The sequence below is a fragment of the Paenibacillus sp. FSL P2-0089 genome (assembly GCF_038595095.1).
Classification (GTDB): domain Bacteria; phylum Bacillota; class Bacilli; order Paenibacillales; family Paenibacillaceae; genus Paenibacillus_AQ; species Paenibacillus_AQ silagei.
Genome location: NZ_CP152006.1, coordinates 4,724,169 through 4,745,753 on the forward strand (window position 1 = coordinate 4,724,169; position 21,585 = coordinate 4,745,753).

Genomic DNA, 21,585 nt, shown 5'->3' on the forward strand with positions numbered 1-21,585 from the left:
CCTATTTTTCCTGGAGGTAATAGTAAATCAGGCACAAATGGCAGACGAACTGTTCGCGCGGATCATTCAGATCGAAGCCAGTGATATCCCGAATCCGCTCCAGCCGGTATTTGACGGAGTTGCGGTGGATATAAAGGCTGTTCGCCGTCTCAATCAGACTGCCCCGGCACTCCAGATAATGATAGAAGGTCAGCAGCATATTGCTGTCATGCTCCTGGTCATATTGCAGCAGCTTGCCCAGCTTGCGCTCGAACAGCTTCTCGAACCCCGGACCGCCCAGCCCCTCCAGCAGATGATAGACCTCCATCTCTTCGTAGCGGGTAATCCCGCCGGGGCCTTGTCCGAGTCTTCTGGAGATGGACAGCGCTTTGCGCGCCTCGTTATAGCTGGTGTGGATGTCCCAGAGATATTCCGAGGTGCCGATACCGCAGCGGTAACTGCTTAAGCCTTCTGCCTTGTCCTGCAGCCAGCCGCTCAGCGTCTTCTCCCACGGCTCCTCCGCGTCACCGCCCGGCGTGAACCTGCGCCCCTCCTGCGTAGGCAGGAACAGCACCGCCCGGCTCGAACGGTACTCGGCGTGCGGCGTGACGCCGCGCTTCTTCGCCTCCCGCTCCAGCAGCCGGTTCACCGTATCCTCGCTCGGCGCCGTCTCCCCTTCGATGACGGCCACCTCCCACTTGTGCTCCGGGTTCATCCCGAGCTGGCGGGCCCGCCGCTGCACCTCATGCCTCGACGGCAGCGGCGGGGTCAGCAGCTCATCGATGAAGTTGCCGCGCAGACGGAATTCCGTATCCTCGGCTACCTTACGCCGCATTATTTCAAGGGCAAACACAAGCCGGGCTTGCTCGATGCCCACCTCCTCCATATCATCCAGCCGCTCCTTGTCGACGAGCAGCCGGGCAACCGTCCGGCGGTCCACATGGATGTTCCAGCTAAGCGGAGAGTCGCTCTGCGCCCAGTCATAGTCTGCCGGGGAGGATACGATAATTTTCCGCTCCGTATCCACGAGTGCTACCGGGGCCTTCAGGAACTCGGCCACGCTGTCGCTGACCGCCTGAATGCCGCTGTTCTCCAGCACCATGGTGGTCAGCGTGCGGTAGACCTCCTCCGCCCGGCGCAGCAGCATCGCCTGCCGTCCCAGCAGCAGCTCCATCACCGGCTGGGTGATATCCGTGTACGGAATCTCGGGCGGGATCTCCACAATCGGCAGACCGCAGGCATTGCTGGCCTCGATGGCCCCCTGGGGGATCTCCTTCAGGAAGCGGGCCGGCTTGATCGCCAGCGCCGCTGCGCCCAGATTATCAAGCGTATAGATCACCTCAGTCAGCAGCGAAGGATCATGGCGGATCGAATAGGCTGTCGTCAGCAGCATCACCCCTTCGCTGATCCAGCCCTTCAGATCCGGAACCTCCATAATATCCACGAACCGGACCACCCGGTCCAGCCCTTGCTCCCCGCTGATGACCTTCGCTTTCCCAAGAACCGAGAGCTCCATTAGCTCCCGCAGCGTAATTCCTCGTGTATTCACCCTTCCGCCTCCCTCTGCTGTCTTCAGTATTTCATGATTTTTCCTGAAATATGCCAATATACCATGACAATGCCGCCAGCCGACTTTTTGCGTTCCCGCTAGTTTATCAGAGATTCCCGCCGAGCCACAGGAAAATCATATCCAGTTGGCGATATTTTCGGATTTGTACGGGGGATGCTTGCTGGGCGGTGGTGAGGGAGCTGGTTGTAGGGAGAGGTGGAATGGGGGGAAGTTAAGGGAGTGGGACAATTCAATGGGATCTATCAGCTTGCAGTAAAATCAGTTACACTAGTGCTCCTTCTCCACCTCATTCTCACCTTTTGCCCGTATAGCCTGAATTCAGGTGCACTTATGCACCTCATTTTCACCTTTTGCCCGCTTACGCTGAATTCAGGTGCACTAATGCACTTCGCCCCCTCGTTCCCTCGTTCAGTCGTATAGACCACTCCCATTCGAATCTTGAAGGTCTTCACCTCTATTCCCCTAACAACAAACAAGCGTCCCCCGGGCCTGAGCCAGGAGGAACGCTTTAAGGAAATCATAGCTATTAGTTTGCCGCACCTTAGTTTTCACGCATTAGTTTTCACGCATTACTTGCCACACATCGCCTACACACGTAGTCTGCCCCACACCTACAGGAACGGCGAATTTCAGCAAACTGCAATACCACCCAAGACAAGGCTTTGCTACGAGCGATGCACCTCTCCCGCAGCAGAAGCTCCCGTACCAGAGGCTGACGCAGCGGCAGCGGCACCAAGGCAGAGTATGGGATCGAACGCCCGAATGCCGAGCTGTTCTTCCAGCTCCGCCGCCAGTCCGATGGTCGCGAAGCCGGTGCAGGCCAGCACCAAGACTTCAGCACCGCGTTCTACGAGCCGGGCGGCCCCCGCCAGCGCGCCTGCCCGTCCGGCGGGTGTGTTCAGATCCAGCGTGGTCGTCACGCCGTCGGGGCGGTCCATGCCAATGTAAGCCCCGCCGAGAATACCGCGGATGAGCGGCGGCACCTCTTCCAGAATCGTCAGCACGCCCACCCGGTTGCTGTAAGCCATAGCCATATGGGCCGCGCAGGAGCCCGCTCCCAGCACAGGAACATTCACCACTGCCCTGGCTTCCAAGAGTGCCGGATCGGCAGCACAGCTGATGCCGATAGCCGTGCATCCCTGCTGCTCCAGTTCCCCGGCAAGCCTTATAATCTTCGGAATGGATTCCGCCTCAGTCTGCGCATCATACACACCCCGGGGCTGATCCGGGATGCAGCGGCTCATCACCGGCAGACCATACCGCCGCTCAATTAAATCTCCATGTAACTGGATTGCAGAGTTCTCCTGCAATGTAATGACACGTATGATTCCAAGCATCCTATCTCCTCCTGACCGCCTTGATTTAGATGCTGCAAAAGCATAACCAGCCACCCTATTTCAGCCGTAAACAGCAATAGCAGCCGGAAATCCAAAGGTTCACTACAGTGGCGATTGCACCCACCGTCCAAATCTGTGGTGCGGCTTATTTAACCTTGCAATCAGCAGCTTCCATTCTGCTTACAGCAGCTCCCCAGCTTGCATAATCAGCTTGTCGTCGATATACACATCCGGCTTCATGACCACAGCATCAATATGCACGCCAGCCGCAACGACCCCGCCAAACGTATTATTGCTGCCAAAAGCAACATGGATCGTCCCGTACACCTTCTCATCTTCCAGCACCACGCCTGTAATCCGGGCCTTGTTATTGGTCCCGATGCCGAATTCGCCCAGCAGCCGGCCATCGCCATCGCCAAGCATGTCCAGCAGCTTGCCGCCATGCTCCCCGCCGGCATGGATCAGCCGTCCATCTTCCACGGTCAGCACCATCGGGCCATCCAGTGCGCCAATCCCTGCTACCGAGCCATCCACCTTAATCTGGCCGGTAGCTGTACCTTCCAGCGGTGCAATATAAGCTTCACCTGAGGGCAGATTGCCTGATTCGCCCGGATTGAGGTATAGCCCGGTGCTGAGAATGCCATCCCGGCCGTCAATAGAGAAACTAAGAACCATCCCTTCCTTCTCCACACGCACCCGGCTGCCCGCAGACAAGAGCGCAGCGACCTGCTCGGTCAGCGCCTTCACCTGCCCATAATCCGCAGTGATCGCGCCGTGGCTGAACATATCATCGGTGATCCCCGGCATGGTCGCTACCCGGGTTCCTGCTGCGGCTGCCTGCTTGCGTGCTGCTGTATGTGTCATCGAATGGGTCGTGATGCATACAGCCACATCCGCCTTAGCCATAGCTTCGGCAACCGGGGCTGGAGGCTCCTCCCCCGATCTGCTCCGCGCCTGCATGACCAGCAGCATCGATTCCGCTCCCAGCCTTTTGCCCGCCTCATAGACCGACTCGGCCAGATCACGCTTATCATCGTCGGCTACTACAGCCAGCAGTTCTCCGCTGACAAGCCCGAGACAATCCTTAAGAACATTCATGCTAATTCTAATTCTTGCTTCACTCATCTTCATTTCCTCCCGAATTACACCATTTCTGCTACCAGCTTGCCCATCAGGGCATTGGACAGCACGGCGGGCACTCCTGCGGAGGCCGCCCACTGTCTATGCTGCTCCACATATCCCATACAGTCAAGCACTAACACATCCGCATGACCGCTCAGACGCTCTGCTGCGGCGCGAAAATCCGCTTCCGTACCCGTATAAGGTGAAGCCGCAGCGAACGGCAGCCGGGCTCCGGCGCCTGCGAATTTCTCAATCATTGCGTCCTCCTGCTCCGGCAGAGGGCCAATCAGTCCCAGACGGCGCCCGTCCAGCATCGCCTGCACGACTGGAGGAATGATCCGGTCCGGCTCAATCAGATGGGCAGCAGACGTATGCAGTCCCGGAAAAACTCCCGTACACGCCAGCAGGATCGTCCGAATCCCAGCGGCTTCCATAGCATCAATCTTCCCTTGGAGAACGGACTGTATCCGCTCCCGTGAGATTACCGCAGCGGACCCGTCCGCCATGCGGGTGGTCAGCACATACTCTCCCGGCCCTGGACTGTAGAATTCACGCACCTGTTCAGCCGTGAACCCGTCCAGCACCCCGGACTGAACCAGTCCCGCCTTGCCTTCCAGATATTTCTCAATGATGGGCGCGACATCCTGCCTGGGTGCTTGCCCAATCGTAATCAGCCCGATATTCTTCATTCTTGTCCCTCCAGACGCTATGGGTTACAGCCAAGCTGTTGTGCTAATAGAGCAGGCGCTGAAGGAAGCTCAGCGCCTGACTGTAATCGTACATCTGTTATCCTGTTATTGAGAAGTGACTGCCGGTTTACCAAGCGTCTGCAGTACGCTCATGGAGCCGTACAGCTCAGTAATTTTGGCAAACTCTGCTTCGTTGTAGAAAGAGCATGTTCCCTGCGTTACTTCCTTGGCCGTCTCGATAGCAAAACGCACCGCCTGAGCAATATCCACCTCATGGCTGGCACCAGTACCGCAGCCCGGAACCATAGATTGGGCAGTAATCGCGAGACCCACCACCGGAGCAGAGGTAGCTACCGCAGGCTGAAGAATGGAATTGATATGATACAGCCCGTTGCCGTAAGGGGTAATATCCTGAGTCGTCACCGGAAAAGTAACCGGATACTGTCCTGTCGTCATCTCCTTGATCCGCAGCAAATCTTCGCTGACCCGCAGAATATAGCCTTCTTTGACCGTCGGCGAGATGGCGATCCCTTTGTGGTTAACCACACGGTTGCCTTTGGTCGTATCAATCGATAGAACCGCTTCCATCTCCGGCAGCACTTCATGCTCATTCATCTGCAGAATATCTACAGGGGAATCCATGAAATCCACCGGCTCGTGCGGCAGGGTTGGAGCATCCGGGCAAATATGGGTGGTCACCAGCACATCTCCCAGCAGCACATCCCCTTTGGTCTGCATGTCTGCCAGCTTCAGCGCAGAAGCAATCGCCGCTACCGCACCGTCTGCATCAGAGACCAGGCCAATCCGGCTCGGGCGCGCCCCGATCCCCCCTAGTCTGCCGACAATGCCGAACGTTGGTGCAGATCCGCCGCCAAGCTTGCCTTCGCTGCCCGGGATCGTGATTTTGACGAATTCTGTGCTGCCCTTCTCCCCTTCCACCTTCTGAATCTCAACCTTAACCGCAGGATATTCTGCGAATAACTGCTTGACCTGCTTACCGTTAACATAAGCGCTGTCCAGTGCGTTCAAGACTGTAATCGTTTGATGAAGTGCCATTCTAATTCCTCCCCGGATGCATGCTCATGTTTGTCATGTTTGCATTTATACTATCTCATCTCGCAAAATGTCCACAATGTACCGCCCTGCCAAACTGGAACAGCATTTCTTGTCCTTTGCAGATAAACCTTACGCGCAGAGTACACTCTTACGGCTTACCGCTAATGAATAAAGGTTAATTCTCCCAAGCAGCGAAATATAACAGGGTAATGGTGCTTATTTTCAGACAGGAGGTGCTTCATAGGATGAAGCCTGCACATCAGATTAATAAGGACAAGCTGGTCCAGATTATCAGTGAAGAGGCCCGGCGGACGGGGTTCTCAGGGGTCGTACAAGTGACGGAACGGGAGCATGTCCTTGCAGCCGCAGCTTTTGGGATAGCTAATATCGGGGACGTACGGCTCAACCAGGCCCACACCCGCTTCGCCATTGCTTCCGGCAGCAAACTATTTACCGCCATTGCGGTCTGCCAGCTCGCAGAGCAGGGTTTGTTTTCTTTTGACGCCAAAATACTGGACATCCTGCCGAAGCAGGAATTCCCATTGTTCGATCCAGCGATCACCGTGCATCAGCTATTGACTCACAGCTCGGGCATACCGGATTACTTCGATGAAGAAGAGATGGAGGATTTCGCGGCACTGTGGAAGGAGACCCCGATGTACACGCTGAGGCGGCCTGGAGATTTCCTCCCGCTGTTCGCCGGACTTCCTATGAAATTCGTCCCAGGCGGGCGTTTTCACTATAACAATGCAGGATATATCATGCTTGCTATGCTCGTAGAAGCCGTCAGCGGGCAACCGTTCACGGAATATGTAGAACAGTATATTTTTCTGCCTTGCGGGATGAAGGATTCCGGTTACTTCGCGCTTGATGCGCTTCCGGCCCACACCGCTCAGGGATACATCGACAACAGCAATGGGAAAAAGACCAGCAACATCTACTCCATTCCGGTGGTCGGAGGCGGGGACGGAGGGGCATTTGTTACGGCGGCGGATATGCATAAGCTGTGGAGCGGCTTGCTTGAACACAAGCTGTTACAGGCAGAGATCACGGCTCTGCTGCTGACACCGCATATTTATGAGCGAAAGGACAGCTATTACGGTTATGGCGTGTGGATACAAGTCGGCCCCAGCGAGAAGGTGCTAAAGTACCACATTATGGGCTACGATCCCGGGATCAGCTTCCACTCCGCATACTATCCCGAACGCGGCATGACCATTACTGCTCTCTGCAACAAGAGCAACGGGGCTTATATGATGATGTCTGCCGTGGAGGGCTATCTGCCGGTGGGGTAGCGGTATGTTCCGTTTAGCAGTTACGGAGTATGATTCAATTGTCCTCAGATGCATTTATAGCCTTAGCTCAGTTTCTGGGCTAAGGCTATTTTACTTTTAATCTGCTGGGTGGAGCGGAATTAGGGAGTGAAAGTAATAATATTGAGATTTCGATTGATAACTGTTGCTGAGGTTATATTGCTATCCGTGGTAACAATTGCACGAACTTGGTAGGATATAGAAGCAGTAGCCGGAGCTGTATCAACATAAGTGTCCGCAATCGGAAAACGTTGCGTTCCCGATGCATTTCCGCTACGGTTAAGTGTTCTGGTAGAGATCAAAGTAGCAGAGCGGTAGATACGAAGTTCAGCAACAAGTGACCAGTTAGACGAAGTGATCGCTTCTAATGATATAGCGTAATCTATTTTCAGCTGCTGAGAGATCACTTCGTTCTGAGTCACCGAAACAACAATGACTTCTGTGTTCAATGGCGGATAGACCGCTATCGAGCCTGCAGTATTGGAAAATGCCAGAGTAGGTGTACCCGTAGCTCCGGTAGCACCTGTTGTCCCTGTGACTCCTGTTGTTCCTGTTACACCAGTTGCTCCTGTGACTCCCGTTGTTCCTGTTACACCTGTCGCTCCGGTTGCTCCTGTAGCTCCCGTTACACCTGTCGCTCCTGTTACTCCGGTTGCTCCTGTGATTCCCGTTGTTCCTGTTACACCTGTCGCTCCGGTTGCTCCTGTAGCACCAGTGACTCCCGTTGCGCCTGTAGCTCCTGTTACTCCGGTTACTCCCGTTGCCCCGGTGATTCCCGTAGCTCCCGTTACACCTGTGGTCCCAGTCTCCCCCGTTGTCCCCGTAATTCCAGTCGCTCCAGTTACTCCCGTTGCCCCGGTGATTCCTGTTGTTCCTGTTGTTCCTGTTACACCTGTCGCTCCGGTTGCTCCTGTCACTCCCGTTACACCTGTGGTCCCGGTCTCCCCCGTTGCCCCCGTAATTCCAGTCGCTCCCGTTCCTCCCGTTGCTCCTGTGATTCCCGTTGTTCCTGTTACACCTGTCGCTCCTGTTACTCCGGTTGCTCCAGTGATTCCTGTTGTTCCTGTTACACCTGTCGCTCCGGTAGCTCCTGTAGCTCCAGTGACTCCTGTTGCGCCTGTAGCTCCTGTTACTCCGGTTACTCCTGTCACTCCCGTTATACCTGTGGTTCCGGCCTCTCCCGTCACCCCCGTAATTCCTGTCGCCCCGGTGATTCCCGTTCCTCCCGTAACTCCAGTTGCCCCGGTGGCTCCCGTTGCGCCTGTAGCTCCTGTTACTCCGGTTACTCCTGTCACTCCCGTTATACCTGTGGTTCCGGTCTCTCCCGTCACCCCCGTAATTCCAGTCGCTCCCGTTCCTCCCGTTGCCCCGGTGATTCCCGTTGTTCCTGTTACACCTGTCGCTCCGGTAGCTCCAGTGGCTCCCGTTGCGCCTGTAGCTCCTGTTAATCCGGTTACTCCCGTTATACCTGTGGTTCCAGTCTCTCCCGTCGCCCCCGTAATTCCTGTCGCCCCGGTGACTCCCGTTCCTCCCGTAACGCCTGTCGGCCCCGTCACTCCTGTTACACCACTCACTCCCGTGGCACCTGTCACGCCCGTTACGCCAGTCGCCCCGGTGACTCCCGTTCCTCCCGTCACGCCTGTCGGCCCCGTCACTCCTGTTCCACCACTCACTCCCGTGGCACCTGTCACGCCCGTAACTCCAGTTGCCCCGGTGGCTCCCGTTGCTCCCGTAACGCCTGTCGGCCCCGTCACTCCTGTTACACCACTCACTCCCGTGGCACCTGTCACGCCCGTTACGCCAGTCGCCCCTGTGGCTCCAGTTACACCAGTCGCTCCCGTTACTCCAGTCACGCCAACGGCTCCAGAATAACCTAATAATTCTGCTGAGACTAGGCGATGAGGCGTAGTTAGCTGTCCTGAGCTTCCTTTTCCCCATACGGATATATCTGTATTTTCTACAGCTCCGCCAGTGATTGTAAATACAAACTCAAAGGAATTAAGATTACTATAATAATTCTTTGAAAACACCGTATTCGGCAGAATCTCATCCTGACTCAAGATAAATAATGCTCTGGTCCCACTGAGATTGTATCCCTGTGTTAAGACAACTGCGGTTTGAGTTGTACTTTCATTGACGATGATTATAGTCGTTGATACCGTTGGTCTAGAGCCGTTAACAGCGTTATTCTCAATAGGCCCTGTATTCCATACCGCCATTACCCGCCCTCCTTATCTAGATTGAACTACACATTCATCCAGAACCTATCGGCTCCTTCTATATGAATCCGGTAATAAAATAGTATGTAGTCTATCCTATTCATGCTAATTCCAACTGCGTATGCCGTTGACCCTAGTAACCAGATTTTTAGTTCAATTCGTACCAGGGTTCAGGCTATGTATAAAGGAGTTACTATGTATGTAGGGAACAGACGAAGGGGTAAGCCGGATCGCTTCAAAAAAAACAAGCCGTACGCCAGCAATCTGCTGATTCGTACGGCTTGTTTGTATAAACGTAGATTCCAAAGTGTACTCCGGTCCGGCTAGTAACGCGTTACCCCATCCTTGGTCACCAGCGCAAAAACCAGCGGCTGCGGCGGAACCGGCTGGGCGGAGATGCGGTAAGCCTCCAGCACTTTGGCTTCGGCCTCCTGCACCTTGCTCTCGCTGGCATCGTTCACATGCAGCACTGCCAGCGTATCGCCTGCGGCCACCGCGTCGCCGACCTTCAGCGAGAGCTGAATGCCGACCGCCAGATCGATCACGGACTCCTTCGTCTCGCGTCCGGCACCAAGCAGCATCGCAGCCACACCGATCTCTTCAGCCTGGATGCTCTCCACATAGCCTGCGGTCGCAGCCTTCACTTCAATGAATCTGCGGGCAGCGGGCAAGGTGTCAGGAGAATCAATCTGTGAGGCATCGCCGCCCTGGGCCGACACCATCTGCTTGAACTTATCCAGCGCACTGCCGTCCTCGATATGGGACAGCAGCATGGAACGTGCTTCTTCTTCGTCCTTTGCCTTGCCGCCAAGTACGAGCATCTGGCTGCCCAGGATCAGGCAGACCTCTTGCAGATCCTTCGGCCCGTGGCCGTTCAATGTCTCGATGCCCTCCTTGATCTCCAGGGCATTGCCGATGCCGAAGCCCAGCGGCTGGTCCATATCGCTGATGACCGCAACCGTGTTGCGGCCAAGGTGAGTGCCGATATCTACCATCGCCTGGGCGAGCGCAATGGAATCCTCCAGCGTCTTCATGAACGCGCCGCTGCCGGTCTTCACATCCAGCACGATGGCGTCCGCGCCTGCGGCAATCTTCTTGCTCATGACGGAGCTGGCAATCAGCGGGATCGATTCCACCGTGGCTGTCACATCACGCAGGGCATACAGCTTCTTGTCCGCCGGCGTGATGTTGCCGGACTGGCCGATCACCGCCGCGCCAATCTCGCCCACCTGGGCGAAGAACCGTTCCCGGTCCATTTCCACCGAGAATCCCGTAATCGACTCCAGCTTATCCAGCGTGCCTCCGGTGTGGCCGAGACCGCGCCCGGACATTTTGGCTACCGGAACTCCGGCAGCCGCGACCAGCGGTGCCAGCACAACTGTCGTCTTGTCGCCCACGCCTCCGGTAGAATGCTTGTCCACCTTGATGCCCGCAATCGGGCTAAGGTCTACCTGGTCGCCGGACATCGCCATCTCCAGGGTCAGGTCGCCGGTCTCGCGAGCGTTCATTCCGCGGAAATACACAGCCATCGCCCAGGCGGAAATCTGGTAATCCGGGATCTCTCCCTTGCTGTAGCCTTGAATCAGAAATGCTATTTCTTCGCGGCTAAGCTCACCGCCGTCTCTTTTCTTCTGAATAAGATCAACAGCACGCATTAGATCTGTACCTCACGGACGAAGGAGCGCACCAGTCCGATGAATTTTGGCTTGGTCAGGTTCGCCACTTTTACCACCTGCTCATGGGTGAGCGGCTCCAGCTCATCGCCAATCGCCATATCGGTGATACAGGTAATGCCGAGCACACGCAGCTTGCTGTGACTGGCCACGATAACCTCCGGCACGGTGGACATTCCCACGGCATCGCCGCCGAGATAGGCCAGCATTTTCAGCTCAGCCGGGGTCTCATAAGTAGGGCCGCTGATGCCGGCATATACGCCTTCCTGCAGGACAAGCGCTTCACCGTCCACACCTGTAACTCCGCCTGCAAGCTTTTTCGCAAGCTGGATATATTCAGGGTCATAGGCACTGGACATATCAGGGAATCTTACGCCCAGCTCCGGATCATTCGGTCCGATCAGCGGGTTGTCTCCGGTCATATTGAGGTGGTCGGTAATCAGCATCAGGTCGCCTGCCTTGAACGCTCTGTTCATCCCCCCGCCAGCGTTGGTAATGACAAGGGTGCCGATGCCCAGCTTAGCCATTACATAGACCGGAAGAACTACCTTGCGCATCTCATAACCTTCATAGTAGTGAAAACGGCCCTGCATGATCATAACATCCTTGCCTTCCAGCTTACCGATCACGAATCTTCCGGCATGGCCTTCTACCGTTGAATGGGGGAAATGCGGAATTTCTTCATAAGGCAGGTAGACTGCATCTTCGATCTGATCGCCCAGGTCGCCAAGACCTGAACCCAGAATAAGGCCGATTGCCGGTGTATAACCGCCGAATTTGGATTGAATATATGCAGCGGCTTCCTGAACCTGGGTACCGTATGGGACTGTTGTTGGTGTTGTCATAGGTTGATCCTCCCGGATATGAATTGTGTATAGAATAACGCGTATGTGAAGCAGTACCTACATCTTGGGAATAAAAGCAAGCACAAGCTTCAGGAACTGCTCGCGCACACGCTCAGCGGTCTCCATCACCTCTGCATGATTCAGCGGCTGTGGAAGAATACCGGCTGCCATGTTGGTGATGCAGGAAATACCCAGCACTTCAATCCCGGCATGGCGGGCAACGATGGTCTCGGATACGGTGGACATGCCTACGGCATCTGCTCCCTGGCGGCGCAGCATCACGATCTCAGCAGGTGTCTCATAGTTCGGTCCGAGCAGACCCGCATATACGCCTTCCTTGAACTCAAAATTCAGTGCGGCAGCAGCTTCCTTGGCAGCTGCAATCAGACGCGGGCTGTAAGCCGAGGACATATCCGGGAACCGTACGCCCAGCGCATTGTCATTCGGTCCGCTCAGCGGATTGCGGCCTGTAAGATTCAGATGATCCGTGATCAGCATGAGATCACCCGGTGTGTATTCCGTGTTGACGCCACCGGCTGCGTTGGTGACCAGCAGGCTGGTTACGCCCAGCTCCTTCATTACCCGTACCGGGAAGGCTGTAACCTCAGGGCCGTAGCCTTCATACATGTGGAAGCGGCCCTTCATCATGACCACGCGGCGGCCTTCGATCATGCCGATCAGCAGCTCGCCTTCATGTCCTTCTACCGTGGACACCGGGAAATGAGGAATCTCATGATAAGGAATAACGACTTCATCTGTGATCAGATCCGCCAGAATGCCTAGGCCGGAGCCCAGGATCAGCCCGATTTCAGGGGCGACGGTGCATTTATCTTTGATATATACGGCGGCTTCTTGAATTTTGCTTGAGGTTATAGTAGTCATGGGTTACACTCCTTCTTTTTTTCAAAAATCCAGTTCAAGCTGTGGTGTGATTACTGTAATTCAGACAAAAAGCTTGTCCCGTACTGCGGAGCCTTCGCCCCGAAGTTATCGGCGATTGTCGCGGCCACATCCGAGAAGGTCTGGCGGATGCCGAGGCTGCCTGGTGTCTTGAATCTTGGGCTGTAGACCAGGAGCGGCACATATTCGCGCGTATGATCTGTTCCTGCATGAACCGGGTCATTGCCATGGTCTGCGGAGATAATCAGCAGATCATCCTCACCGAGCGTACTGAGCAGTTCAGGCAGCGCCTGATCGAACACCTCCAGCGCACGGCCGTAGCCTTCCGGATCACGGCGGTGGCCGTAGAGGGAATCGAAGTCCACCAGATTGGTGAACAGGAATCCGTCGAACGGTTTGCGCAGCTCGTCAATGGTGATCTGGATGCCGTGTTCATTGCTTTTGGTCGGATAGGTTGCGGTTACCCCTTCACCGGTAAAAATATCATTGATCTTACCCACAGCAATCACATCCTTGCCGATATCCTCCAGCGCATTCATCACCGTAGGCTCCGGCGGCTTCACCGCATAGTCATGGCGGTTAGGTGTACGCACAAAATTCCCCGGCTCGCCGACATAAGGGCGGGCAATCACACGGCCTACGGAGAACTCGGGAGCCATCGTCAGCTCACGGGCGATCCGACAGGCGCTGTACAGCTCCTCCAGAGGAATAATATCTTCATGTGCCGCAAGCTGGAACACGCTGTCCGCCGAGGTATAGACAATCCATGCCCCCGTCTTCATCTGTTCCTCGCCATATTCCACAAGAATCTCCGTGCCGGAGGCCGGCTTGTTGCCGATGACCTTGCGTCCGGTAGCCGCTTCGAATTTCTCGATCAGCTCCGCAGGGAAGCCATCAAAGTAGGTGTTAAAAGGAACCTCGATCTTCAGCCCCATCAGCTCCCAGTGGCCGGTCATCGTGTCCTTGCCTACAGATACCTCCTGCATTTTGCCGTAGTAGCCTGTAGGGGCGGTTACCGGTTCAAGCGGTGGCAGCGGTGCGATATTCGCCAGCCCGAGCTGCTGCAGATTCGGAAGCTTAAGACCCGGAACCCGTTCCAGAATATGGCCCAGCGTATGGGAGCCTGTATCTCCGAAATTAGCGGCATCCGGCGCTTCACCGATACCTACACTGTCCAGAACAATAAATCCGATGCGTTTAAATGAGGACATTGCCGTCTTCACTCCTTTTATAGTTTGCCTAATCTTGTCGTCTGCTCTAAGCATGAAGAAACTCCGGGAGAACCTCTCCCGGGAGCGATTTCTTCAGTATGATTCCATCATAACTTTCTTACTCACAAAAAGCATCTTTTCGGCCCAATCCGATCCGCCCGCCCGTATTCCTAAGGTCCCTCATCCCTGCACAACCGGCTATTTCGCCCGGGGATGATGATTCTCGTAGACCTCCTTCATATTCTTGCGGGCAATTCCGCTGTATATCTGAGTGGTCGAACTATCGGAATGGCCCAGCATCTGCTGCACAGAGCGCAGGTCCGCCCCGCCTTCAAGCAGATGCGCAGCAAAGGAGTGGCGCAGAGTATGCGGTGTGATGTCCTGCTCAATCTGAGCTTCACGCGCGTATTTTTTGATGATTTTCCAAAAGCCCTGACGGGTCAGCCGTCCGCCCAGACTATTCAGGAATAGCGCAGGCTCCTCCCGGCTCGCACGCAGCAGCTTGTCCCGCATCCCTGAGGTATAACGGGCTACGCAATCAGCCGCAATCACGCCGATCGGGACCACACGCTCCTTGCCGGAGGCGCCGCTGCAGCGTGCGAACCGCAAGGATGTGTTCACATCCTCCACATTCAGCGAGATCAGCTCCGTCACACGGATACCCGTCGCATACAGCAGCTCCAGCATAGCCTTATCGCGCATCCCCTGGGGAACAGCTTCATCCGGAGCCGCCAGCAGACGCTCGATCTCCTCAATGCTGAGAATGATCGGCGGCTTGTGACTCGGCTTCATGGCTTCCATATCCAGCGTAGGATCTTGGACAATAAGCCGTTCCTTTAGCAAAAAATGAAAATAGGCGCGCAGCGATACCGTATTCCGGTTCACCGTGGCTGCTGCCTTCCCTGCTCCGCGCAGGGCACCCAAATAGAGCATAATATGCGTTCTTCTAATCTCTTCGGCCGCGTCCAGGCCCCGCTCTTCCGTAAACTCCAGAAACTGCGAAATATCCCGTCCATAGGATTCCAGCGTACTAGGAGACAATCCTTTGTCCCCGGACAAATACTGCATAAACGGCTGTAAGTATGACTTCATCAATTCACGCTCCTGTCAGACTCAGGCTGCTTCATGCGGCTTCGCAGCGGGTTGAGATCCAGCAGCCGGAACAGCGTTGTTCCATGACATGCTATAGATTGATTCGACATACTTCTCCCTTAATCCTGCAATCCGTCCCGTTACTCCCCGTACCAGTAAAAAAGGCGCAGGCGATCCCCTGCACTTATCCCCTGTTCACCGTACTGGACATCCTGAAACGCCCGGACGGCGGTGCCTTCCGGAATCTCAACATTGCGGGCCGGACTGATCCATGCGCTGACCCAGCTCAAAACATAATACAGCACACAGCTTACCGCCACAAGCATCGTCATGAAATACAGCCGGCGCACCGTGCGGGGCAGAGAAATAATCATCCAGGCAGCCTCCTCAAAATGATATCAGCGTCTGCATCAGCATTCTGCATATGATCCCCTTCTGCTGCGCTTGGGTAAGCGCACGCAAGTGCGGAGAGTAGAAAGAATGCGGGCAGAACTCGTCCTTCACTTTATGCGCCGGAGGGCCATGTTATGTATGTTGGAGGACAAATTAGCCTGAGGTTAGTTAATCTACCTGCTGGCTGGGATGGCGGCATCCGGGTTAATGCTCATATAGCCTACATCTGCTGAATTCAGGGGCACTTGTGCTCTTCATTTACTCTACTTCAACTACCCGTCCAGCTCAATTTCAGCGAATTCAATGGGATATATCCCTTTCATTTCCCCGACCAGCCCACTTTCAGCGAATTTAATGGGATTTATCCCTTTAATCTCCCCGTCCAGCACATCTTTCAGCGGATTTAATGGGATTTATCCCTTTCATTCCCTCATTCAGCACACTTTTCAGCGGATTTAATGGGATTTATCCCTTTCGTCCCCCCGCTACAGCCCACTATCCTTGCTCTCCCGGCAATCAAAAAGCTCCCCTCCAGCCATTCAGCCGGGGGAGAGCTTGCGCGGTCATTCCTCATTTGAAGATGAACTTAGGAAATCCGCAATGAAGCATTCTTAAGTCCACATTCTATATACGCTTATTCTGGAGTATTGTCCTCTGCCGGGTTCTTATCCTTGCAGCGGTGGCATATTCCGTGAAAATCAAGTCTATGATCAACCACCGTGAAGTTGTATTCCTGTTCCAGCCGGTCTTCCAGCGGTCCGAGCCAATCCTCACGAATCTCATCCATACTTCCGCACTGCACACAAATCAAATGATGGTGATGATGCTTCGCCGTATCCGTACGCAGATCATAGCGGGCCACACCGTCTCCGAAATTGATTTTCTCCACGACATGAAGCTCGCTAAGCAGTTCCAGGGTACGATACACGGTGGCAAGACCGATCTCGGGCGCCTTTTCTTTTACAAGCATAAATACATCTTCCGCACTTAAATGATCATCCTCGTTCTCCAGGAGAACTCTTAAGGTCGCTTCCCGTTGAGGTGTAAGCTTGTATCCTTGGGATTGTAGTTGTTGCTTAATCTTGTCTATTCGGGCTTCCATTGTCTGCCTCCCCCTTGGAAAATTACCACACCGGGCTTCAAGCCACTTCTTCCATTATAGGGGGATTTCCTTTGAGAAGTCAAACGGTTTTAGCATCTCGATCGGGCTGGCCCGCACATTCACAGATCCTCCATATTTGAAAATTCTTCCTCACCCGGCCGACACCAGAAGCGGCGTCACCCAGCGCATCATCACCGGCGTCACCCAAGCCTCGAAGCCAGAGACCCCCATCACCAGCAGCGCCATCCCCAGCGAGAGCAGCGTATACATCATGAACGGATGAGTCACCTGCGTGCGGCGCTGCTGTCCCAGTACCCGGCTGCGGATCATTAGCAGGGAGAAACCGAGGGCAGCCGCGCTGCATACCAGCAGCACCGGAATCAGCACCAGATTATGCGGAGCGACGGAGACCAGGGCGAACAGCATACCGTGCCAGGAATATTGACTGACGAGAGTGCCGACGGTGAAGCCGATCAGCACGCCTTTGAGAAAATCCAGAATCAGAATGCCCGGAAGTCCGATCACGGACAAGCCGAGCACCCAGATCAGGCCGACCCACTTCAGATGAAAAGCGGCGATGCTCCAGTATGAATCCTGCGCGGCAGGCAGTCCCTGCTGATCGACCGTCACGAAGAAATTGCTTAAGTAATCTCCCAGCTCCTGCTGCTGATCCAGCGTAAGCGCAGTGACGATAAGCGCTCCGAAGACCACCCCGACCAGAAATAATACCGCGACAAAAATATAAAGAGGCGTCTGTTCCTTCACCATCAGCTTTAGACTGCGCACCCTGACATTCCCCTTTCCGGTCACATGTTACACCATATGAGGGAATGTCCTGATCTATGACTTGTCCTTAGTTCTTGAGCACCTTGCCATAGGTGCCTCCGCCACCCGAGGAGAGCACGAGCTGTCCTGTACGGGCCAGCACGATCAGCCCTGCCAGCTCTGCCCCCGCTACAGCGGCAAGCTCGGCTGCCGCAGCCCGGTGCAGAATGTTCATCTCTGTGCCAAAAGCCTCCAGCAGCAGGTTCAGCTTACGCTTGCCGAGGCCGGGAATGAACTCCAGCGGCACCTGATAATGATACGGAGGCCGGTAATCCGGAACCTGCGGCAGCGAACGGTCGGCAATATGCAGAATACGGTCCAGCACACCCTGGACCAGCTTCGGACTGCCGCAATACGGGCAGCGCTCCGAGGTGCTGTAGGCTTCATCGATGATGCTGCCGCAGCCGCCGCAGTAGGTCCGGTGATATTTGCCCAGCCGGGGATTCAGCCCGAAGTTGGCACTGACCCGGCGTCCTTCCGAGCGCCGGAGCGCCAGCTTCAGCTCCTCGAAGGAGGGCTCGCGCATCTCGATGACATTGTACTCGCGGCCGATTTTGCCGAGGGAATGGGCATCGGAATTGGTCAGGAAGCTGTAACGGTCAAGCTCCGAGATATATCCTGCCATCTCTGAATCCGCACTGAGACCCAGCTCCACGGCTGCGATGCGGTCCAGATCGAATAACTCCGCCATCCGCTCGGCCGCGCAGCCATAGAGCCCCTTGTGAGGCGTGAAAATATGGGCCGGGATCAGCAGCCCGCCCCGCCCGGTAATCTCGTCCTGAAGCACCCTTGAAGGGGCGTACAGGCGCTGTGAGCTGAGACTCACATTACGCATATGGGCGCTCATCCAGGTGCTGAAATCCTCCATCGTTCCAAGGTCCGGCATGAAGGCCAGGACATGGCACTCCCGCCGCCCGGGCTCACGGATCTCAATCTCGGTTCCCAGCAGGATCGTTGTCCCCCGGTATGCAATTCCGCCGCCTGCGGCTATCGTCATTTCACCGGAATCCAGCGCGGTATGAATATCACGCAGCACGCCCGGTGAGTGGCTGTCGATAATGCCGATCAGGCCAATCCCCTTGCGCTCCGCCGCTTCCCGGGCAATCCCGGCGAAGGTCAGATCACGGCTGCCGCTGATTTTGACCGCCTGGCCCTCCGAAGTCCGTCCGATATGCACATGCAGATCGCAGTAGACGCTGCTGAGCTCCTCCGCTAGTGCCATTGGCCTGTCAGCGTGTAAAGATGCCAGGCATAGACCGCCATCATCGTCTTGGCATCGGCAATACGTCCGTCCGCAATGTACTGGTAGGCTTCCTCCAGCGTCAGCTCGGAGACCTCCAGGAACTCATCCTCATCCAGTGCCATCTCGCCCGGCTGGGCATCCTCGGTCACATAGAGGTGAATGATCTCGTCGGCGAAGCCGGGCGAGGTGTAGAACGACTTCAGCAGCTTCAGTCCCCCGCTATGAAAGCCGGTCTCCTCCTGAAGCTCACGGCCCGCAGCCGCCAGCGGATCTTCTCCCTGATCCAGCTTCCCTGCCGGAATCTCCACCTCGGTACGGTGCATCGGCTGACGGTACTGCTCTACGACAAGCATTTTACCCTGATTCAGGGCCAGCACGGCTACAGCTCCAGGGTGCTTCACGACCTCGCGGGTTGCGGTGTTGCCGTCAGGAAGCCTTACGGTATCCACCTGAAGCGAAATAATGTGGCCTGCAAAAATCGGCTTCGTTGACAATGTTTCTTCATCCAATGCGGGGTTGCGGTTTATTTCATCTTTTTTCATAGATTTGTGGTCTCCTTTGGCATCGTTATGCATAGGGTGTATTATAGCAAACTTAAGAAGAAAGAAGGAATGCAGGCATGAATAACATCCTTGTCCAAGCAAGCTCATCCGCAGTTACAATGGTAGGTAAACCGGAACAGATTATGGCCGTAATGGCCGGGTGGATGAAGCAATACGGGCGCGATATGCCCCTGGCTTACATCCTGCTGCTCCAGGCAGATTCGCGGATCAAAGCTTCTAAGGCTGGATAATGCCGCTTCGTTCTTCCGGTCAGCGTCTATGATATTCCAGGGTATAAGAAGGAGCTGTCTCCCGGATCATCCCGGAAGCAGCTCCTTTAATGTTATTCTTAAGCGGCAGCAGACCGTCTCAGCAAAAGCCTTGCCCTGGCCGGTCCCTGCACAGCCTCTTATTCGGCTTAGCCCTTCTGGCTCTCGGCCACAATGGCTACAACCAGGCTGGCCACCTTGACGATGTCTGCGGCCTTGATCCGCTCCTTCGTGGTGTGGATATCCTCGTAGCCAACCGCCAGATTCACAACCGGAACGTTCAGACCGTTGAACACATTGGCATCACTGCCGCCGCCGGAGGCGAACAGCCGGGTAGTCAGGCCCAGCGAAGTGATCGCCCGGTCAGCCAATTGAACAACCGAATCATTTCCATTAAAGCTGAACGCCGGATAGATAATTTCGCTGCGGAATTCACTCTGCGCGCCGTGGTCGCGTGCGGTAGTCTCCAGCGCCTCCCGCATGGAGGCAATCTGCAGTTCAACCTTCTCCTGCACAATACTGCGGGCCTCCGCATCCAGCTGCACATGATCGCAGACCACATTCGTCGGTCCGCCGCCGGCGAACTTGCCGATATTCGCTGTCGTCTCGTTATCGATCCGTCCAAGCTTCATCGCCGAGATCGCTTTGCTCGCTACCTGAATGGCGCTGATGCCATCCTCCGGGTTCACGCCTGCATGGGCGGACTTGCCGAAGATCTGCATCGTTACCTTCGCTTGTGCCGGTGCTGCAATCGCGATGGCTCCCACTTCTCCGTTGGAATCCAGCGCGAAGCCCATGTCTGCATCCAGATATGCCGGGTCCATCGCACGTGCGCCCATCAGCCCGGACTCTTCGCCTGCCGTAATGACGAACTGAATCTGGCCGTGCGGCAGCTTCTGCTCCTGAATGACCCGGATTGCTTCGAACAGGGCAGCCAGTCCCGCTTTGTCATCCGCTCCAAGAATGGTGCTGCCATCACTTCGAATCCAGCCGTCTTCCCCCAGGGCAGGCTTGATCTTCTGGCCGGGCACCACGGTATCCATATGGCAGGTGAACAGCAGCTTCGGCGCGCTCACTCCGCTGTCCGCAGGCCAGGTGACGAACAGGTTGCCGGCTCCGTGCCCCGTTCTCTCCTGCGAATCGTCCTCCACCGCAGTCAGCCCCAGGCTGCTGAACTTCTCCTTGAGCACATCGGCAATCTGCCGTTCATTCCGGGTCTCACTGTCAATCTGGACAAGCTCCATGAACTCATGGATCAATCGGTCTTCTGATATCATATGGACTTCCCTCTCTTTCTCAGATACGTTACAATGGTTGTACTGCGTTCAATTGTGGGCTTATGCTCATAACTTAAACTAATCTCAAAGGAGTCACTCATGCAACGACAAAAATGGTTTCGCATTATCATCTACATCATGCTGTTCGCTATGATCGCCTCTACGGTGCTGTTCGTCATCGAACCGTTTATGGCCGGTTAATCATGCTTAGCGCTAATTAACAGCGTCCGGTTCCCCGGGCGCTGTTTGGCTATACGGAAACTGCTCCAGGAAATAAGGCACCAGCTCTTCAGCAACCGTCCCGATGTCAAAAGCGCGCCCTGTGCATTCCTCAAGCGAGGTCACTCCGTATTCCGCAATACCGCAAGGGATAATGCCTGTGAAGCCGCTTTGCCCGATCCCGGCCGATACGTTGAAGGCGAAGCCATGACTGGTGACAAACCCCCGGCGGAATTTACACTTATTGAACTTTACGCCGATTGCACAGATTTTCTCATCACCGACCCACACCCCGGTATACCCCTGCTTGCGGGTTCCCGTAATGCCATAGGCCTCCAGATACGCTATAATCACCGACTCCAGCTTGCGCAGATAGCCGTGCAGATCAACCTTGCCGTTCTCGCCCAGCTTCAAAAGCGGGTACCCGACCAGCTGGCCGGGCCCATGATATGTAATATCTCCCCCGCGGTCAATCTCAAACAGCGCAATGCCCTGCTGCCTGAGCTGTTCCCCGCTGAGGAGCAGATGCTCCGGATGATTCTGCGAACCGATGGTGTATGTGGGCGGATGCTGCAAAAGAATCAGCTGCTCGGAAGCAGTGCCCGCGTCAATCGCATGCACCGCTTCCTTTTGCAGCTCCCAGGCCGCCCCGTACTCCATCACCGGAAGAATGGTAACTGTAAGTTTGCTTAGGTTCAGGTTCTCCATC

21 protein-coding genes are annotated in these 21,585 nt (G+C 55.4%); 3 read left to right on the forward strand and 18 right to left on the reverse strand.

Annotation, left to right across the window (positions count from 1 at the left end; all coding sequences use genetic code 11):
• Position 1: 1 nt before the first annotated feature.
• The 5 genes from NST69_RS19900 to NST69_RS19920 form a co-directional block, all read right to left on the reverse strand.
• A complete protein-coding gene (locus NST69_RS19900) occupies positions 2-1,528 on the reverse strand; it encodes a PucR family transcriptional regulator ligand-binding domain-containing protein (protein ID WP_342546962.1) in 1,527 nt (508 codons plus the stop codon).
• A gap of 686 nt (positions 1,529-2,214) precedes the next feature.
• Entirely contained in the window at positions 2,215-2,886 is a 672-nt protein-coding gene (locus NST69_RS19905; protein WP_051478607.1) for an aspartate/glutamate racemase family protein, read from the reverse strand.
• Between the two features lie 180 nt (positions 2,887-3,066).
• Entirely contained in the window at positions 3,067-4,011 is a 945-nt protein-coding gene (locus tag NST69_RS19910; protein ID WP_342546963.1) for an aminopeptidase, read from the reverse strand.
• Positions 4,012-4,028: 17 nt separating this feature from the next.
• The gene (locus NST69_RS19915; protein WP_036732039.1) at positions 4,029-4,697 is read right to left on the reverse strand and encodes an AroM family protein; all 669 of its coding nucleotides are present in this window, start codon (positions 4,695-4,697) and stop codon (positions 4,029-4,031) included.
• Positions 4,698-4,802: 105 nt separating this feature from the next.
• Positions 4,803-5,753, reverse strand: coding sequence for a DUF1177 domain-containing protein (locus NST69_RS19920; protein WP_076086874.1), 951 nt, complete (start codon positions 5,751-5,753; stop codon positions 4,803-4,805).
• Between the two features lie 245 nt (positions 5,754-5,998).
• Between NST69_RS19920 and NST69_RS19925 the strand changes: the two genes are divergently transcribed.
• Complete coding sequence (locus tag NST69_RS19925; protein ID WP_342546964.1) at positions 5,999-7,048, forward strand: serine hydrolase; 1,050 nt, start codon at positions 5,999-6,001, stop codon at positions 7,046-7,048.
• A 119-nt stretch (positions 7,049-7,167) separates the two neighbouring features.
• Here NST69_RS19925 and NST69_RS19930 read toward each other — a convergent pair whose 3' ends face one another.
• The 11 genes from NST69_RS19930 to NST69_RS19980 form a co-directional block, all read right to left on the reverse strand.
• Positions 7,168-9,285 (reverse strand): collagen-like protein, encoded by a 2,118-nt coding sequence (locus NST69_RS19930; protein WP_342546965.1) that lies wholly within the window; start codon positions 9,283-9,285, stop codon positions 7,168-7,170.
• A 323-nt stretch (positions 9,286-9,608) separates the two neighbouring features.
• Positions 9,609-10,940 (reverse strand): pyrimidine-nucleoside phosphorylase, encoded by a 1,332-nt coding sequence (locus NST69_RS19935; protein WP_342546966.1) that lies wholly within the window; start codon positions 10,938-10,940, stop codon positions 9,609-9,611.
• On the reverse strand, positions 10,940-11,803 hold the full coding sequence (locus NST69_RS19940) for a purine-nucleoside phosphorylase (protein ID WP_342546967.1): 864 nt from the start codon (positions 11,801-11,803) through the stop codon (positions 10,940-10,942). The genes NST69_RS19935 and NST69_RS19940 overlap by 1 nt, the downstream gene beginning before the upstream one ends.
• A 57-nt stretch (positions 11,804-11,860) precedes the next feature.
• Positions 11,861-12,685, reverse strand: a complete 825-nt coding sequence (locus NST69_RS19945) for a purine-nucleoside phosphorylase (RefSeq protein WP_036732029.1) — start codon at positions 12,683-12,685, stop codon at positions 11,861-11,863.
• Between the two features lie 50 nt (positions 12,686-12,735).
• Positions 12,736-13,914 carry a phosphopentomutase gene (gene deoB / locus NST69_RS19950; protein WP_342546968.1) on the reverse strand — a complete coding sequence of 393 codons (1,179 nt, stop codon included), beginning with the start codon at positions 13,912-13,914 and terminating at the stop codon, positions 12,736-12,738.
• Between the two features lie 198 nt (positions 13,915-14,112).
• Complete coding sequence (gene xerD / locus NST69_RS19955) at positions 14,113-15,006, reverse strand: site-specific tyrosine recombinase XerD (RefSeq protein WP_342546969.1); 894 nt, start codon at positions 15,004-15,006, stop codon at positions 14,113-14,115.
• 140 nt (positions 15,007-15,146) lie between these two features.
• Positions 15,147-15,380, reverse strand: coding sequence for a DUF4227 family protein (locus NST69_RS19960; protein WP_076086452.1), 234 nt, complete (start codon positions 15,378-15,380; stop codon positions 15,147-15,149).
• Between the two features lie 653 nt (positions 15,381-16,033).
• Positions 16,034-16,501, reverse strand: coding sequence for a Fur family transcriptional regulator (locus NST69_RS19965; protein ID WP_340951518.1), 468 nt, complete (start codon positions 16,499-16,501; stop codon positions 16,034-16,036).
• A gap of 150 nt (positions 16,502-16,651) precedes the next feature.
• Complete coding sequence (gene spoIIM / locus NST69_RS19970) at positions 16,652-17,287, reverse strand: stage II sporulation protein M (RefSeq protein ID WP_340951517.1); 636 nt, start codon at positions 17,285-17,287, stop codon at positions 16,652-16,654.
• Between the two features lie 67 nt (positions 17,288-17,354).
• Positions 17,355-18,548, reverse strand: a complete 1,194-nt coding sequence (locus tag NST69_RS19975; RefSeq protein WP_342546970.1) for an endonuclease Q family protein — start codon at positions 18,546-18,548, stop codon at positions 17,355-17,357.
• A complete protein-coding gene (locus NST69_RS19980) occupies positions 18,539-19,111 on the reverse strand; it encodes an NUDIX hydrolase (protein WP_209871107.1) in 573 nt (190 codons plus the stop codon). The genes NST69_RS19975 and NST69_RS19980 overlap by 10 nt, the downstream gene beginning before the upstream one ends.
• Positions 19,112-19,188: 77 nt before the next feature.
• Here NST69_RS19980 and NST69_RS19985 point away from each other — a divergent pair, with 77 nt between their 5' ends.
• Positions 19,189-19,362, forward strand: coding sequence for a hypothetical protein (locus NST69_RS19985; RefSeq protein ID WP_209871109.1), 174 nt, complete (start codon positions 19,189-19,191; stop codon positions 19,360-19,362).
• A gap of 167 nt (positions 19,363-19,529) precedes the next feature.
• Here the strand turns inward: NST69_RS19985 and NST69_RS19990 are convergent, their stop codons facing one another.
• Entirely contained in the window at positions 19,530-20,657 is a 1,128-nt protein-coding gene (locus NST69_RS19990; RefSeq protein ID WP_340951510.1) for a M20/M25/M40 family metallo-hydrolase, read from the reverse strand.
• Positions 20,658-20,756: 99 nt separating this feature from the next.
• Between NST69_RS19990 and prli42 the strand changes: the two genes are divergently transcribed.
• Positions 20,757-20,858 carry a stressosome-associated protein Prli42 gene (gene prli42, locus NST69_RS19995; RefSeq protein WP_155991680.1) on the forward strand — a complete coding sequence of 34 codons (102 nt, stop codon included), beginning with the start codon at positions 20,757-20,759 and terminating at the stop codon, positions 20,856-20,858.
• A gap of 12 nt (positions 20,859-20,870) precedes the next feature.
• Here prli42 and lipB read toward each other — a convergent pair whose 3' ends face one another.
• A complete protein-coding gene (gene lipB / locus NST69_RS20000) occupies positions 20,871-21,584 on the reverse strand; it encodes a lipoyl(octanoyl) transferase LipB (protein ID WP_051478634.1) in 714 nt (237 codons plus the stop codon).
• Position 21,585 lies beyond the last annotated feature (1 nt).